The organism is Syntrophomonas sp. (assembly GCF_028707975.1).
Lineage (GTDB): Bacteria > Bacillota > Syntrophomonadia > Syntrophomonadales > Syntrophomonadaceae > Syntrophomonas.
The window spans coordinates 1-14739 of sequence record NZ_JAQVZX010000049.1 but is presented as its reverse complement, the minus strand read 5'-3'; the positions used below and the strand labels follow the sequence as shown (position 1 = coordinate 14739).

General features: G+C 44.4%; 13 protein-coding genes. 10 read left to right on the top strand and 3 right to left on the bottom strand.

Translation table 11 applies throughout. The annotated features are described in order from the left end of the window. Positions 1-82: 82 nt before the first annotated feature. Both PHP87_RS07660 and PHP87_RS07655 read right to left on the bottom strand, forming a co-directional pair. Entirely contained in the window at positions 83-508 is a 426-nt protein-coding gene (locus PHP87_RS07660) for a MaoC family dehydratase (RefSeq protein ID WP_299920115.1), read from the bottom strand. A gap of 75 nt (positions 509-583) precedes the next feature. Continuing rightward, complete coding sequence (locus PHP87_RS07655) at positions 584-1012, bottom strand: MaoC family dehydratase (protein WP_061213319.1); 429 nt, start codon at positions 1010-1012, stop codon at positions 584-586. A 170-nt stretch (positions 1013-1182) separates the two neighbouring features. On the opposite strand from PHP87_RS07655, the gene PHP87_RS07650 reads away from it, so the two are divergent. Together PHP87_RS07650 and PHP87_RS07645 are read left to right on the top strand one after the other, a co-directional pair. Further along, positions 1183-1431, top strand: a complete 249-nt coding sequence (locus tag PHP87_RS07650) for a sigma factor (RefSeq protein ID WP_299920113.1) — start codon at positions 1183-1185, stop codon at positions 1429-1431. A gap of 142 nt (positions 1432-1573) precedes the next feature. Then, positions 1574-2764 (top strand): MFS transporter, encoded by a 1191-nt coding sequence (locus PHP87_RS07645; protein ID WP_299920111.1) that lies wholly within the window; start codon positions 1574-1576, stop codon positions 2762-2764. Between the two features lie 32 nt (positions 2765-2796). Here PHP87_RS07645 and PHP87_RS07640 read toward each other — a convergent pair whose 3' ends face one another. Beyond that, on the bottom strand, positions 2797-4362 hold the full coding sequence (locus PHP87_RS07640) for an FAD-dependent oxidoreductase (RefSeq protein WP_299920116.1): 1566 nt from the start codon (positions 4360-4362) through the stop codon (positions 2797-2799). Between the two features lie 287 nt (positions 4363-4649). Between PHP87_RS07640 and iadA the strand changes: the two genes are divergently transcribed. The 8 genes from iadA to PHP87_RS07600 all read left to right on the top strand — a co-directional run. Beyond that, on the top strand, positions 4650-5783 hold the full coding sequence (iadA, locus tag PHP87_RS07635) for a beta-aspartyl-peptidase (RefSeq protein ID WP_299920110.1): 1134 nt from the start codon (positions 4650-4652) through the stop codon (positions 5781-5783). Between the two features lie 36 nt (positions 5784-5819). Continuing rightward, positions 5820-6629: a cyanophycinase gene (locus tag PHP87_RS07630; protein WP_299920108.1), complete on the top strand. Its 810-nt coding sequence runs from the start codon at positions 5820-5822 to the stop codon at positions 6627-6629. Between the two features lie 29 nt (positions 6630-6658). Beyond that, positions 6659-9322, top strand: a complete 2664-nt coding sequence (gene cphA / locus PHP87_RS07625) for a cyanophycin synthetase (RefSeq protein ID WP_299920106.1) — start codon at positions 6659-6661, stop codon at positions 9320-9322. A 358-nt stretch (positions 9323-9680) separates the two neighbouring features. Continuing rightward, a complete protein-coding gene (aroF, locus tag PHP87_RS07620) occupies positions 9681-10685 on the top strand; it encodes a 3-deoxy-7-phosphoheptulonate synthase (RefSeq protein ID WP_299920104.1) in 1005 nt (334 codons plus the stop codon). A gap of 24 nt (positions 10686-10709) precedes the next feature. Further along, a complete protein-coding gene (locus PHP87_RS07615) occupies positions 10710-11792 on the top strand; it encodes a prephenate dehydrogenase (RefSeq protein WP_299920102.1) in 1083 nt (360 codons plus the stop codon). 334 nt (positions 11793-12126) lie between these two features. Continuing rightward, on the top strand, positions 12127-13413 hold the full coding sequence (gene aroA, locus PHP87_RS07610; RefSeq protein WP_299920100.1) for a 3-phosphoshikimate 1-carboxyvinyltransferase: 1287 nt from the start codon (positions 12127-12129) through the stop codon (positions 13411-13413). Positions 13414-13621: 208 nt separating this feature from the next. Then, on the top strand, positions 13622-14281 hold the full coding sequence (cmk, locus tag PHP87_RS07605; RefSeq protein ID WP_299920099.1) for a (d)CMP kinase: 660 nt from the start codon (positions 13622-13624) through the stop codon (positions 14279-14281). A gap of 1 nt (position 14282) precedes the next feature. Further along, positions 14283-14739, top strand: a 457-nt coding sequence (locus tag PHP87_RS07600) for a 1-acyl-sn-glycerol-3-phosphate acyltransferase (RefSeq protein WP_299920097.1), incomplete at its 3' end; no start/stop codon positions are given.

The window sequence follows — 14739 nt, the reverse complement described above, 5'->3', positions numbered from 1 at the left end:
GAGGAAAATTCGTCATATCCCTGGTACTCTAAATTCCGAGACAAAGTGGATATTAGTGGTGTCACTATGATGGCTCAAGTTATTAAAACTTCTTGGTAACCGGCATCATTTTGGCCTCGCCATCGACCACGATTTCACCCCGCTGGTTGGTACAATAAGTGCGCAGCCAGACCCGGTTTCTGGCTTCATCTTTTTTGGTAACCTCAACGGTAGCGGTTATTGTATCACCGATATAAACCGGCTTCTTAAAATCGCACTCCAAACCAACGGTAATGCTGCCTGGCCCGGGGAGTTGAGTCCCCAGTACATTGGAAATAAACCCGATCGATAATATACCATGGGCAATTGTTTTGCCGAAAGAGGTTTCACTGGCAAATTCACTGTCGATGTGAGCCGGATTAAAGTCGCCAGTAACGCCTGCGAACGAATAGACATCATATCCAGTTACAGTTTTAGTAAAGTCCGCTGAATCACCAACATTGATTTCATCGATCGTTTTACCTAGCATTTCTTTTGCCCCCCTATTATGTTTCCATACCGTTAAACCATAACTCGCAGAAACTGCCTTTAGAATCATATGTAGTTAGGCAGGCTTCTTTCTAGTTGGCATCATGATCGCTTCGCCATCGACTACAATCTCATCCCTTTGATTGGTGCAATAGGTATGAAGCCATACCCGGTTCTTAGCTTCGTCCTTTTTGGTTACCTTAACGGTTGCGGTTATTGTATCACCGATGAAAACCGGTTTCTTAAAATCACATTCCTGGTGAATATAGATACTACCTGGCCCGGGGAGTTGAGTCCCCAGTACATTAGATATAAAGCCGATTGATAATATACCATGGGCAATTATCCTACCGAAAGAAGTCTCACTCGCATATACTGCGTTTATATGGGCCGGATTGAAGTCACCGGTGATTCCGGCGAAGGAATATACATCATATTCTGTCACACTTTTATTGAACGAGGCTGTATCACCGACATTGATTTCCTGAACAGTTTTCCCGAGCATGATCCTCCTCCTTTCATGTTGCTGATAGACGACAAATATTGATAAAAATCAACTTATGTTTCCTTCCTCAAGTATATCGCTTTTTAATACGACAAGGCTAATGAAATATATAATTGTTTAAGAGATACTCCCTCTTTCATGCGTAGTAATAGATAAAAGGGGGTGGTAATTTGGAATATTCACAGTTGGAGCTGGTTCGAGGAATAAAAAACAAGGATTCCGGTGCTTATGAATACATGATAAGCAAATATAGCAAGCCGGTTTACTACCTTGCGCACAGCATTCTGTCAGCATCACACAGCAAAGAAGACATAGAGGAATGCGTTGCCGACGTTTTTCTCGATGCCTGGATCAAAATTGCCGAATTCAACAAAGAACAGGCCAGCTTCCAGACTTGGCTGCACATTACTGGAATTTAATTAACGGAATAACAATAAAATGTTGTCTAGTATGCTTGTTTATAGTGGCCCCTAGTATAGCGTTCCTGGTTGAATGGTAGTATAGTATTATATATTTGGCTTAATTGTCTGATATCATGCTCATCGAAAGAAGGATATATTTTTGACTGAAGAACGCATATTCAACCGAAGTTCGGCTACCCTCTTTTTTTCCATCTTTATGGTGGGTATAGGATTCAGCATTATTATGCCCATATTGCCATACTACGCTGAATCTATGGGAGCCAGTGCCTTTCAATTGGGTTTGTTGATGACCGTTTATGCCCTGTGCCAGTTCATTTTTGCACCCTTCTGGGGAAGCTATTCCGACCGGGTAGGACGAAAACCGGTGTTATTAGTGGGGATGTTTGGTTTTACTCTTACCTTTTATATTTTTGCCCTGGCTAATTCCTTATGGGTTCTTTTCGTGGCCCGGATCGCCGGGGGAGCTTTATCCTGTGCCACTGTACCTACGGCTATGGCGGTGATGGGGGATACCAGCAGCCCGGAAAAAAGAGGGGCCAGTATGGGGATGGTAGGGGCTTCCATGGGGATGGGCATGATATTTGGCCCGGCTATAGGGAGCGGTCTGGCCCATATATCGCTGGCTGCTCCTTTTGTGGTGGCGGGTTCTTTGTCGCTTTTGATCTGCTTTTGCATACTCTTTTTGGTTAAAGAGTCTTTACCTATGGAAGACCGGGTTTCTGAAGCGCAAAAAATTGACCGCGCCCCCCTCCTGAAGGGTTTAAAAAAACCCCTGGCTTTCTTATTTACCGCCATGTTCCTGGCTAGCATGGCGGAAGCCACCAATATGGGTACCTTTGCTTTATTTGCGGAAGGCAAGCTGGGTTTTGGGCCCACCAGTATGGGGTTGATATTTAGCTGTGCAGGACTGGCTTCGGTACTGGTTCAGGGATTCGTGGTAGGAAGGTCTATAAATAAATGGGGGGAAGAAAAGACCAGCGGGGCCGGTATTATTCTTATGGCTTCGAGTTTTGCTCTTTTTCTGCAAGCCAAAAGCCTGCTGGAATTGATTATCTATATGGGAATATTTTCCGCGGGAACCGGTTTGATCCGTCCTTCCATTTCTGCCGCCACCTCCAAGAGAACCACGGGTTCACAGGGAACGGCCATGGGTGTTCTACAAGGTTATGACAGCCTGGGCCGGGTTGTCGGCCCTTCCCTGGGGGGATACTTGCTGGATATGAATCTTAGCTATGCCTATATCTCCGCAATCTTGTTTTCCGGACTGGCTTTCTTAACCCTGCTTTTTAATCGTAGTAGAGGGAAAAATAAGGAACATGAATTTTCTTAAATCTTTATATCTAAAACGAGGCCTTTCTCAAGCTACTTGAAAATCTTGGCTTCCACAATATTAGCCTCTTCGTTGGCCTGATGGAGTTGGTATATGGCAGGACCTTCCACAATCTCACCTTTATATGTGAATCTTGAGCCATGACAGGGGCAATCCCAGGTCTTTTCAGCATTATTCCAAAGCAGCTCACATCCTAAATGGGTACAAGTAGTATCAACCATGTGCAGCTTATCGTTTTCATCCCTATAAATCCCCACGCGATCGCCTTCAAAATTAGTAGTTTGTGCTTCGCCTTTATCTAGTTCACTGCACCCCGGCAAACCTTCCAGTTTTCCAGCTACAAGATCTTTGGCCACAGTGGCATTTTGAATGATGAAGCTTTTAACACTGGAAAGCTTGAGGAAAAACCTGGAGGGGCTATAAACTCTGGCCCAAGGGTTATCTCCTTCGCTTATCAAGTCCTTTAAAATCATAGACGCTGCTGTACCATTGGACATACCCCACTTTCCAAACCCTGTGGCAACATAAAGGTTGGGGTTTTGAGGGGTTAGCTGCCCAACATAGGGGACACCGTCAATGGTCATATAATCCTGGGTAGACCACCTATAGAGTACATTCTGCACATTAAAGTTTTCCTGAGCAAAATTGAACAGGTTCTGATAATGGACATTAGTATCTTCACCATGCCCTGTTTTGTGGTGTTCACCAGCAAAAAGGACGATTTCTCCATTTTTAAAAGGTTGAGAACGAAGCGATCGTCCCGGACCCTCGGCGCTTATAAACATCCCTTCCGGAAATTGTTCCTCAATTTGGGCGGCAACAATATATGACTTTTCCGGATAGATTTTCGTAAAGAACAGACCCCCTCCATCAAAAAACGGAAAGTGAGAAGCAATAATTACCTTTTCTGCAGTGATTTTATTTCCCTTTCGGGTCACGACCACAGGTCTATCGTTATGATCAATATCTACAGCTTCAGTGTTCTCGTAAATAAGTCCGCCTTCACTAGTGAATTTTTGGGCAAGGGCTTTTAGATATTTGAGGGGATGAAATTGGGCTTGCTCATCAAAACGCATAGCAGCTTTTACGGCAAAGGGTAAAGGAACATTGTCGAGATAACTGGCTTTGATTCCCAGACTTAAAGCCGCCTGGGTTTCTTCCTCCAGCTTGCTGATGTACTCATCAGAACATGTATATACAAAAGCAGGACACCATTTAAAATCACAATTAATTCCATTCATGCTTATGGTTTCGGCGATATGCTGAATAGCACTTTGATTGGCCTCTGCGTACTGCCGGGCTGAATCCTCACCCATTTGTTGCTTAATATTTGAATAGATAATTCCATGCTGGGAAGTTATCTTGGCTGTGGTGTGTCCGGTGGTGCCGTTAAGGATTCTATCTGCCTCAATCACAGCCGTCTTTAAACCGGCCTGGTTCAAAAGATAGGCACTGCTGATGCCTACTATTCCACCGCCGATAATAGCTACATCGACATTTATATCTTCGTTTAGCATGGGATAATTAGTTTCTTCGGTAGATGCAATCCAGTAGGGATTCGTATTATCTGGAAATTCTAATTTTGCTGCCATTATCATCACTCCAATTTCTTTAACTCCCTATAGTTTTTGCTCCCTCAAGCAAAATATACAGGCAGTCCGAGAGAAGTGAAATATGTACACGCTTTTTTAAGCGGACGGGTTCCTATTAACAAAACAGGCACCTGGTTATAATTCCCAATCCCATTGCAGTGCTGTGTTGAAACTGCACTACAATTTCTTTTGAAGCTTAAATGAAAAGTCTGTAAATTGCGGCAAATAATCCGGGGAATCATATCGCGCGTGCTGGGCAAAATTAAATGGAAAAGAGCGTATCAGGAGGAAATGTGTTTAAACTCTTAAAAAATGGGCATTGTTTTGCCCCGGATGACATGGGCATTAAAGATATATTGCTTGCTTATAACAAAATATGTGACATAAAAGATAAGATATTACCCGCCGATCTATGGGATGTAGAAGTAATAGATTGCCAAGATTGCTTGGTTTGTCCGGGTATTATCGATCAGCATGTTCATATTACCGGCGGGGGAGGGGAGCAAGGTCCCATTAGCCGAATACCGGAAATTATGTTTAGTAAGATAGTTGAAGCCGGGGTAACTACAGTAGTTGGAGTTTTAGGTTTTGACAGCATTACCAGAAGTATTGCCGGACTTTTAGCAAAAGCTCGGGGATTAGAGGCCGAGGGCATTACCACATATATTTATACCGGAAGTTATGGTAGTCCTACTGAGACTTTAACCGGACGCGTGCTTACTGATATCGCCTTACTTGACAAGGTTATTGGGGTTGGAGAAATTGCCATTGCGGATTATAGATCCAACCATCCTTCTCTGCAAGACTTACGGACTTTGGCCTCTGAAGCGAATGCAGGAGGTATGTTAGGTGCCAAGGCAGGTGTTTTGCATCTGCATGTAGGAGATGGCGAAGAAGGGTTGCAATCTCTATTTCGATTGGTAGATGAATCTGATTTTCCTATTAGTATGTTTGTTCCTACTCATATTAATAGAAATGCCACACTCTTTGACCAGGGTATAGAGCTTTTAAAAAGGGGTGGACAAATTGATTTAACTGCCGGAGAGACAAAAGGCTATAGTGTAGCTAAAGCTCTCGCGATTTTAGCTGCCCAGGGGATTAACCTGGAAAAAGTTACAGTATCATCAGATGGAAATGGCAGTGCTCCCAATGAAGGCGGGATCAATAATATAGGTCAATTATTAAATGATATCAGGGCGTGCGTATTGGAAAATAACCTGCAGTTATCAATGGTTATCAAGACGGTCACCTTGAATCCGGCCCGGGTATTGAAAATCTATCCCCAAAAGGGGTGTCTTTTGCCGGGCAGTGATGCGGATATTCTCATTTTAAGGGAAAGTGACCTTAGTATCTACCGTTTACTAGCCCGGGGACAGGTAGTTGTTGAGGATCAGAAGGCTGTTAAAAAGGGTAAATACGAAAACTAGATATATTAATAGCATAGCATTAGGGGGGATTTTGAATTGGGTCATTATAAAAAAGGAGAACTGGTAATTATTGGTGGTGCCGAAGATAAATATGGTGAAAGCCGTATTTTAGAAGAAGTTGTAAGAATAATAGGTGGAGAGGATGCCAGGGTGGGCATCATAACTACAGCAACTCAACATCCTGAAGAGCTTGGGGAAGAGTATCGGAATGTTTTTTTGCGATTGGGGGTTAGGGAGACCGACATTATAAGCATTAATTCCCGGGAAGAAGCTAATCTGGATGATAATGTAAGAAGAATTAGAGATGTAAGCGGATTCTTTTTTACTGGTGGGGACCAACTTAGAATAACCAGCATTCTTGGAGGTACCAAAGTATATGAAGCGTTGTTGCGTTCATTTAATCATGGAACGCCTGTAATTGGAACCAGCGCAGGTGCTTCGGTTATGTGCAGCACCATGATTGTTGAAGGCAACAGTAATGATGCGGCCAGGAAATGCACATTGAAGATGGCCCCCGGTTTGAGACTATTGGAAGGGGTAATCATCGATCAACATTTTGATCAACGGGGAAGGCTGGGCCGATTGTTATGCGGCATAGCTGAGAATCCTGGAATTTTAGGTATCGGTATCGATGAAGATACGGCCATCAGAGTTTATCCGGAAGAATATTTCGAGGTTCTCGGGAATAACGCAGTAACAGTTATTGACGGCAGATCTATAAAAAGCACCAATGTTTCCGAACTCGAGCCAGATGAAATTTTAACCATAACCAATGCCAGTCTTCATGTTTTATCTAAAGGTTATGGTTTTGATTTTAAAAGACGGGAATTAATAACCATTAATTAATAATTGTTATCATAGGGGGATATAAACCAATGGAAGTGGTTAATATGCGCAATTATAGCGGTAGGAATATATACAGCCATAAACCTGTTGTTAAGATGATAGTGAAATTAGGTGATTGGGCTGAAATCACCACCAATGAGATTGCCAATTTTAATGATAGATTATTAAGCTGTTTCCCTGGTTTAGGCAGCCACCACTGTTCACCCGGTTATGAAGGTGGATTTGTGCAGAGACTTAAGGAGGGCACCCTGGTATCTCATGTTACTGAGCACCTGGCTCTTGAGCTGCAATGCATCCTGGGCTATGATGTCTATTTCGGCAAAACCCGCCTGATAAAGGAGCCTGACAGATACTGTATTTTATATGAGTATATAGATGAGAGTTGTGCCTTGGAGGTAGGCAATGTCGCCGCGGAAATAGTATTAGCTTTGGCTCGGAACGAAGCTATTGCTATTGATAAAGTATTAAAGCGCTTGCAGCAAATTTCATTTGATTCCAAGCTGGGCCCCAGTACTCAAGCTATTTATGATGAAGCGAGGCGGCGTCATATACCGGTTAGACGGCTGGGCAGGGACAGTTTATTGCAGCTTGGCTATGGCAAATATATGCGTTTTATTGAGGCCTCCCTACCTGGTAACACAAGTAGTATTGCAGTCGATTTGGCAAAGAATAAGCAAATGGTTAAGGATTTATTAAAAGAAAATAATATTCCAGTGCCTTGCGGGGGAATTGTAGATTCAGAGGATGGGGCTGTGGTTTTGGCGGGACAAATAGGCTATCCCATCGTGGTAAAGCCCTGGGATGCCAACCAGGGAAAAGGAGTTACCAGTAACATCAAAGATGAAAACATGTTGCGGAAGGCTTATCGCCTGGCAAATTCCTTTGCTAAACGTATTATAGTTGAGAAATATATCCGGGGGAAAGATTATCGCATTTTAGTTGTGGGTAATAGGGTCGCAGCGGTGGCAGAACGGACAGCTCCATATGTAATAGGCGATGGACTTCATTCTATTTCTGAATTGGTGGCAGAGGAAAATAAAAATCCCAACAGGGGGATAGGTCATGAGAAACCGTTAAGCAGAATTTTTTTAGATTCAGTAGCCAAAGAGTTCCTGGCCCGGTCTGGATTAGACGAAAACGCCGTTCTTAAAGCCGAAGAACCAGTCTATCTCAGGGAAAATGGAAACCTAAGTACAGGGGGGAGTGCCCGTGATTGTACCCGGGATATTCATCCTATAAATAAGGAATTGGCCATTAAGGCAGCTAAAGTAATAGGACTGAAAGTAGCCGGGATTGATATGGTTACGGAAAATATCTCTGAGCCATTAACACTGCAGAATGGAGCAATAATTGAAGTAAACGCCGCGCCAGGTCTCAGAATGCATCTATATCCAAGCAAAGGTGAGGGCAGAAATGTAGCAGCCGATATTCTTGATCAAATGTATCCCGCAGGAACCATGTCTTCGATTCCCGTAATATCAATAACAGGTACCAATGGTAAGACTACCGTTGCCAGGCTGATTCGGCATGTTTTATCATTTGCTGGCCAAGAGGTTGGCATGACCTGCTCTAGTGGAACCTATATAGGAAAAGAATGTATCGCGGAAGGTGATAATACCGGACCGCTTAGTGCGCAATCCATACTTTACAATAGGGATGTTGAGGTTGCAGTATTGGAAACGGCCAGAGGCGGAATTATTCGAAGAGGTTTAGGATATGATCTGGCCGATGTTGGAGTCATTACAAATATTAGTGAGGATCATTTGGGAATGGACGGTATTGATACTTTGGAGGATATGGCTTTTGTTAAATCTTTAGTCGTTGAGGCAATAAAACCAGATGGTTATGCGGTTTTAAACGCAGATGACGGGATGACGGATCATATTATCCGCAAAGCCAGCTGTAATAAAGTGCTATTTTCCTTGCATAGGGATAATATATTGCTTGAACGTCACATCAAGCAGAACAGTACGGCAGTAGTGGTTGAAGAGGGCCTTATTGTCATATATCAAAACAAAATTAGAGATGAAATCGTGAGCATTAATGAAATACCTATAACTTATAAAGGAAAAGCTATTTGCAATATTGAAAATTCATTGGCGGCGGTGGCCAGTCTTTCTGCTTTCGGTCTTGCAAAAAATGTAATCAGGTTAGGGTTAATGTCTTTTACCCCTGATCCAATTGCTAATGAGGGCAGGTTCAATCTTTTTGATATGGGGAGTTTCCGCATACTACTTGATTATGGACATAACTACAGTGCTTATAAATCGGTGATGCAATTTATTAATAATATGAATGCTGCAAGACTGGTCGGTATCATAGGTGTTCCTGGGGATCGGCTTGATAGAACAATTTTTGATATAGGCCAAATTTCCGGGCAAGCATTTTCCAAACTTTATATTAAGGAGGATGGGGATCTTAGGGGAAGATCAGCTGGTGAGGTGGCTGGCATTTTATATAATGGAGCTGTTAGTGGCGGGGCTGATAGTGGGAACATGGAGATTGTTCTATCGGAAACAGATGCTTTACAGGCTGCTATTAACAATGCATTAGCAGGAGACCTGATTGTAATGTTCTACGAAAAATTTGATAAAGCTTATGAATTGATAGAGTCATATATTAAGGGACAACCCCAGCCAATATCATTGCTACCTAAAACGGATACCTGCTATATTTACCAATCCATTTGCTAAATACTGCTGACCCCCATGACTAGAGGGTAAAAGCACCGATGGAAAGTGAATCCAACTGTTCTTGAATAGTAAGATTGCACCTGGTATATAACCCTTTACCCCTTACCCCTCGCTTTTCTTGCTAATTGTTTTTATTGATTAACTCTGCTTTTTAACCGCAGTATAAGAAAAATTTCTTATTGCCTTGGAACTGTCGGCGTGGTATTCTTGATATGTAGTACGGTAGGCTGAACAATAAAATGGTAGTATGGTAGGATGGTGGGAAATATTAGCAATGGGTAATCTTGTCATTGGTGATCTTCTTCGCTGATGGCTTTTTTGCTTTCTCACCCTTCGCCCGCAGAAGGAGGAATCTTAAATGATTATTGTAATGGAAAGAAATGCGCCGCCGGAACAGCTTCAAGTGGTAAAAGAGAGACTGCAGGACAAAGGGTTTAAGGTTCATCTATCCCAGGGGGTGGAAAGAACCATAATCGGTGCCATTGGGGATAAAACTCCAGCACTTATGGAACTGTTCGAGACCATGCCCGGGGTGGAAAAAGTGGTACCCATAATGCAACCTTTCAAGATGGCTTCGCGGGAATTTCAAGCGGAACAGAGTATAATAAAGGTGGGAAATACTGAAATCGGCAGTGGACAAGTACAGATTATAGCTGGTCCCTGTGCGGTGGAAAGCCGGGAAAAATTCCTGGAAATAGCTAGATTAGTGAAAGAAGCGGGAGCCACTATGCTCCGGGGAGGAGCATTTAAACCCCGGACTTCACCCTATTCCTTCCAGGGTCTGGAAAAGGAAGGTTTGGAGATACTGGCGGAGGCCCGCGCTCTTACAGGCTTGCCGGTGGTTACGGAGATAATGGATACCCGTTTGATTGAGATGGTGTCCGCTTATGCCGACATCCTGCAAGTGGGTGCCAGGAATATGCAGAACTTTTTTTTGCTGCGTGAACTAGGCAAGGTTAATAAACCGATCTTATTGAAAAGGGGATCTTCCGCTACTATTGAAGAATGGATAATGGCAGCCGAATACATTATTTCCAGCGGCAATAATCAGGTGATTATGTGTGAGCGGGGAATTCGAACCTTTGAAAACTACACGCGTAATACCCTTGACCTTAGTGCCGTACCGCTTATCAAGCAGCTAACCCATCTACCGGTTATGGTTGATCCCAGCCACGGGACCGGCAAATGGAAACTGGTGGAACCGATGGCTATGGCGGCAGTGGCGGCAGGATGTGATGCCATAATGGTTGAAGTTCACCAGAATCCCAGTGAAGCCCTTTCCGATGGACCGCAATCGCTAACACCGGAGCGTTTCGAGACGATGGTAAGTAAAATCAGAACTATAGCATCAAGCCGGGGATAACATTCATCAAGGCAGGGGATATCTATGATGCAAGCTGATGTTTTAATAGTAGGTGTAGGCCTTATCGGAGGTTCTTTAGGATTAGCTCTCAAGGACTCGCCTTTGGTTCACCGAATATTGGGGTCTGATCGGGATACCGCCAGCCTGGATAAGGCGCTGGAAATGGGAGTTATTGATCAGGCCGTTTCCCTGGAAGAGGGAGCCAGGCAGGCCCGGCTTGTTTTCTTATGTACCCCTTTGAGATTTTATCCGGAAATAATTAATAGAATAAGACCCCATCTTAAGCCGGGAAGCATTGTTAGTGATGTAGGCAGTACCAAGGAGGAGGTCTGCCGATTGCTGGCGGATTTACCGGAAGGAATCTGGGCTATAGGGGGTCATCCTATGGCTGGTGCGGAAACCAGGGGGCTGCAAGGGGCTGATCGCTATTTGTTTGAAAATGCCGTTTATGCTCTAACCCCTCTACCGGGCGTCCCGGCTCCTGTACTAGATTTCATGGTGGAATTGCTGCAAAGCACCGGAGCCAGAATCCGATTTATGGAAGCCACCTTGCATGACCAACTGGTGGCTACGGTAAGTCACATTCCTCACCTTACGGCTGTAGCCCTGGTGGCTTTGACCGAGGGTAAAGCTGAAAATCTAATGATGGCAGCCGGGGGATTCAGGGACACAACTCGTATAGCTTCTTCCAACCCGGAGTTGTGGGAGGATATTCTTTTTTCCAACCGGGAACAAATAGTTCCTCAACTTGACCAGCTTATTTCTTCTTTGGACGTAATCAAAGAGGCACTGGCGGGTGGCGACCATGATAATATACTTGGACTATTACATGAGGCCAAGGCTATAAGGGATAAAATACCCCGTGTTCGACGGGGGCTGATCCCGGATTTTTGCGATATCATCTGTATTGTACCTGACCAGCCCGGTATCATCGGAACCCTGGGCCAGATTCTGGGTCATGAGGGGATAAATATTGTAGACATTGAAATACTGAGGGTTAGAGAAGGTGATGGAGGTACCATCCGCCTGGGGGTTCCCCGGCTGGAAGACGCCGAAAAGGCAGTAATGGCTCTGCAAAGGCAGGGAATTAAAGCCTGGACAAGGTGAAGCAGTGGGATACTCCTCACTTTTGTAACTAATTAACTTTGGTTCTATTGCAAAAACCCCTTTTTGTTGCATAAGGGTTGCATAAATATACAAAGCGAGCGTTGGCGAAGCATGGATGCAACCCCCGGCGAAGGCGAACAGGCGAAAGGGGGCGAGCGACAGGAGGTCGCGAGAGCGCTACCTCCCATGGACGGGAGATTAGCGCGGTACCCCTTGAGCCGCGAGACAAGCCGTAGGTGTTGCCTATGCGTAGACTGCGAGCGGAATATTTATGCAAGCAAATGCATAATTATTACTTTTTGCAGCGGAATTAACTTTGCATTGGGAGGATGAAATGCGCAGGATAAATAGCGTTTCGATGCCATTAAAGGGAGAAATTGTGGTTGATGCGGACAAGTCCATATCTCACCGGGCGGTGATTTTTTCTGCCCTGGCCCAGGGGAAGAGTGTTATTAAAAACTTCTTGCCGGCCAGTGATACCCTTTCATCCTGTTCCTGCCTTCGGCAATTAGGGATAAAGATTGCAACCAGGGATTCCGAGATGCAGGTTTATGGGCGTGGCTTAAGCGGCTTTAGCGAGCCGCATATGGTGCTGGATTGTGGAAATTCCGGCACTACCATGCGACTAATGGCTGGCTTATTATCTGCACAGCCCTTTCTCACGATTCTTAATGGAGATGAATCTTTGAACCAGCGACCGATGAAACGGATTATAGAACCTCTGGGCGTCATGGGAGCTAATATACAAGCACGGCAAAACGGCAATTATCCTCCGCTGGTAATTAGAGGGAGTAGACTTTCCGGCCTGAGCTATCAGCTTCCTGTGGCCAGTGCTCAAGTGAAGTCGGCCCTAATGCTGGCAGCTTTGAAAGCTGATTCGGAAACCCTACTTAGCGAACCACAAAAGTCACGGGATCATAGTGAGCGGATGCTTACAGCCATGGGAGCAGACATTGCTATAAATGGCCAGGAAATAAAGATAAAACCGGGTAAAGAGCTCCAAGCTGCGGAGTTCCTGGTTCCCGGAGATATTTCATCAGCGGCTTTTTTCATGGTGGCTGCTAGCATAATACCAGGCTCCGAGTTACTCATCCGTAATGTGGGGGTAAACCCTAGCCGGGCAGGAATAATTGAGATACTAAACAAGATGGGAGCCCGGATCAAGCTGGAAAATGAGCGGACTATCAGCGGAGAACCCGTTGCCGATCTTATTGTTTCATATTCTCGACTGCAGGCGATTGACATCGATGGTGCCGTTATACCTCGTCTTATTGATGAAATTCCTATCCTGGCGGTAGCCATGGCCCTGGCTGAGGGAGAGTCCACTGTCAGGGGAGCTGCGGAGTTAAGGGTTAAGGAAACGGACCGTATTGCCGCAATTTCTACTGAACTGGCCAAAATGGGTGCGGACATCAGGGAACAGCCAGATGGTTTCGTAATCAAGGGTAAACCGGATTCTCTACAGGGGGCCCGGGTGTCCAGCCAAGGAGATCATCGAATAGCCATGAGCCTGGCAGTTGCAGGATTGGCGGCCAAGGGAGAAAGTATGATAGAGGATTCAGAGGTGGTAAACATTTCTTTTCCCCGCTTTTGGGATTTGCTGAATACTATAAGTTCCTAAAATATCTAAACATGATTCCCCTGCAAAAATCCCTTTTTGTTGCATAAGGGTTGCATAAATATACAAAGCGAGCGTTGGCGAAGCATGGATGCAACACCCGGCGAAGGTGAGTAGGCGAAGCCAAGGAAACACTTATTCATGCAAATTTACTTCCACTGCGCCGGGGCTTATGCTAGAATATAGAGGAAGATTTTTGGGTGGTTTGATGATGAAGATTGCTATTGACGGACCGGCCGGTGCGGGTAAAAGCACTGTAGCTAAGACCTTGTCACAATTAATGTCATATATATATATTGATACTGGAGCTATGTATCGGAGTCTTACCTGGAAAGCACTGCAAACGGGGACAAATCTTAATGACGAAAAAGCCCTCTATGAGCTCGCCGAAAATACTAATATCTATTTCCAAAAAGATGATTCTCCTCAACAAAAGGTTTTCTGTGATAGCTTTGATGTAAGCGAGGAAATACGTTCACCTCGGGTTAGTTCGTTTGTTTCCAAGCTGGCGTCCTATCCATCTATTAGAGAATTGATGGTAAAACGGCAGAGGGAAATGGCCCGTAATCATTCAGTGGTCATGGATGGAAGGGATATCGGAGAGTGTGTATTACCAGATGCTAATTACAAGTTATTTTTAACAGCAAGTATTGAGGAAAGAGCCCGCCGCCGTTTGAAAGAAATGAATTCTCAAGGATACGAAGAACAGCTCGAATCAATAAAAAATGAGATTGCAAAACGTGACGAAGATGATGCGCGGCGGGACATGGGAGCTCTCAAAGTATTGCCGGATTCTATTGTGATAGATACCAGTAATATGACAATTGAACAGGTTGTAGAGAGGATTCTATCCGTTATCCGGGAGGACTAGGATGCTATATTCATTTCTTAGGCTTATCGCTCAGGTTCTATTTTTCCTGTTTGGTTTGAAATCAGAAGGATTACACAATATAGCGGAAAAAGGTCCTTTAATACTGGCCGCCAACCATGTTAGTTACTGGGATGCTATCGTGGTGGCCGCCGCAGTAAAACGTCCGATTAATTTTATGGCCAAAGCCGAATTATTTGATTATCCTTTACTGGGGTATTTTGTAAAAAAACTTAATGCATTTCCCGTTAGAAGAGGTATTGCGGATAGAAATGCCATAAAAAAGGCCCTTTTGGTTTTAGAGGAGGAAAAAGTCCTGGGTATATTCCCCGAAGGGATGAGAAACTTAAAGGGGGAAGACCTGAAAGCCCAGGCGGGAGTAGCTATGATTGCTCTTAAATCAGGAGCTCCAGTAGTACCTGTGGCCTGCATAGGTACTAACAGGATACTACCCCTGGGAT

Excerpts from the sequence above, each read along its gene's own strand:
- PHP87_RS07655 (WP_061213319.1), bottom strand. The coding sequence starts at position 1,012 with ATGCTCGGGAAAACTGTTCAGGAAATCAATGTCGGTGATACAGCCTCG.
- PHP87_RS07660 (WP_299920115.1), bottom strand. The coding sequence starts at position 508 with ATGCTAGGTAAAACGATCGATGAAATCAATGTTGGTGATTCAGCGGAC.
- aroF (WP_299920104.1), top strand. The coding sequence starts at position 9,681 with ATGATTATTGTAATGGAAAGAAATGCGCCGCCGGAACAGCTTCAAGTG.
- cmk (WP_299920099.1), top strand. The coding sequence starts at position 13,622 with ATGAAGATTGCTATTGACGGACCGGCCGGTGCGGGTAAAAGCACTGTA.
- PHP87_RS07640 (WP_299920116.1), bottom strand. The coding sequence starts at position 4,362 with ATGATAATGGCAGCAAAATTAGAATTTCCAGATAATACGAATCCCTAC.
- cphA (WP_299920106.1), top strand. The coding sequence starts at position 6,659 with ATGGAAGTGGTTAATATGCGCAATTATAGCGGTAGGAATATATACAGC.
- PHP87_RS07615 (WP_299920102.1), top strand. The coding sequence starts at position 10,710 with ATGATGCAAGCTGATGTTTTAATAGTAGGTGTAGGCCTTATCGGAGGT.
- aroA (WP_299920100.1), top strand. The coding sequence starts at position 12,127 with ATGCGCAGGATAAATAGCGTTTCGATGCCATTAAAGGGAGAAATTGTG.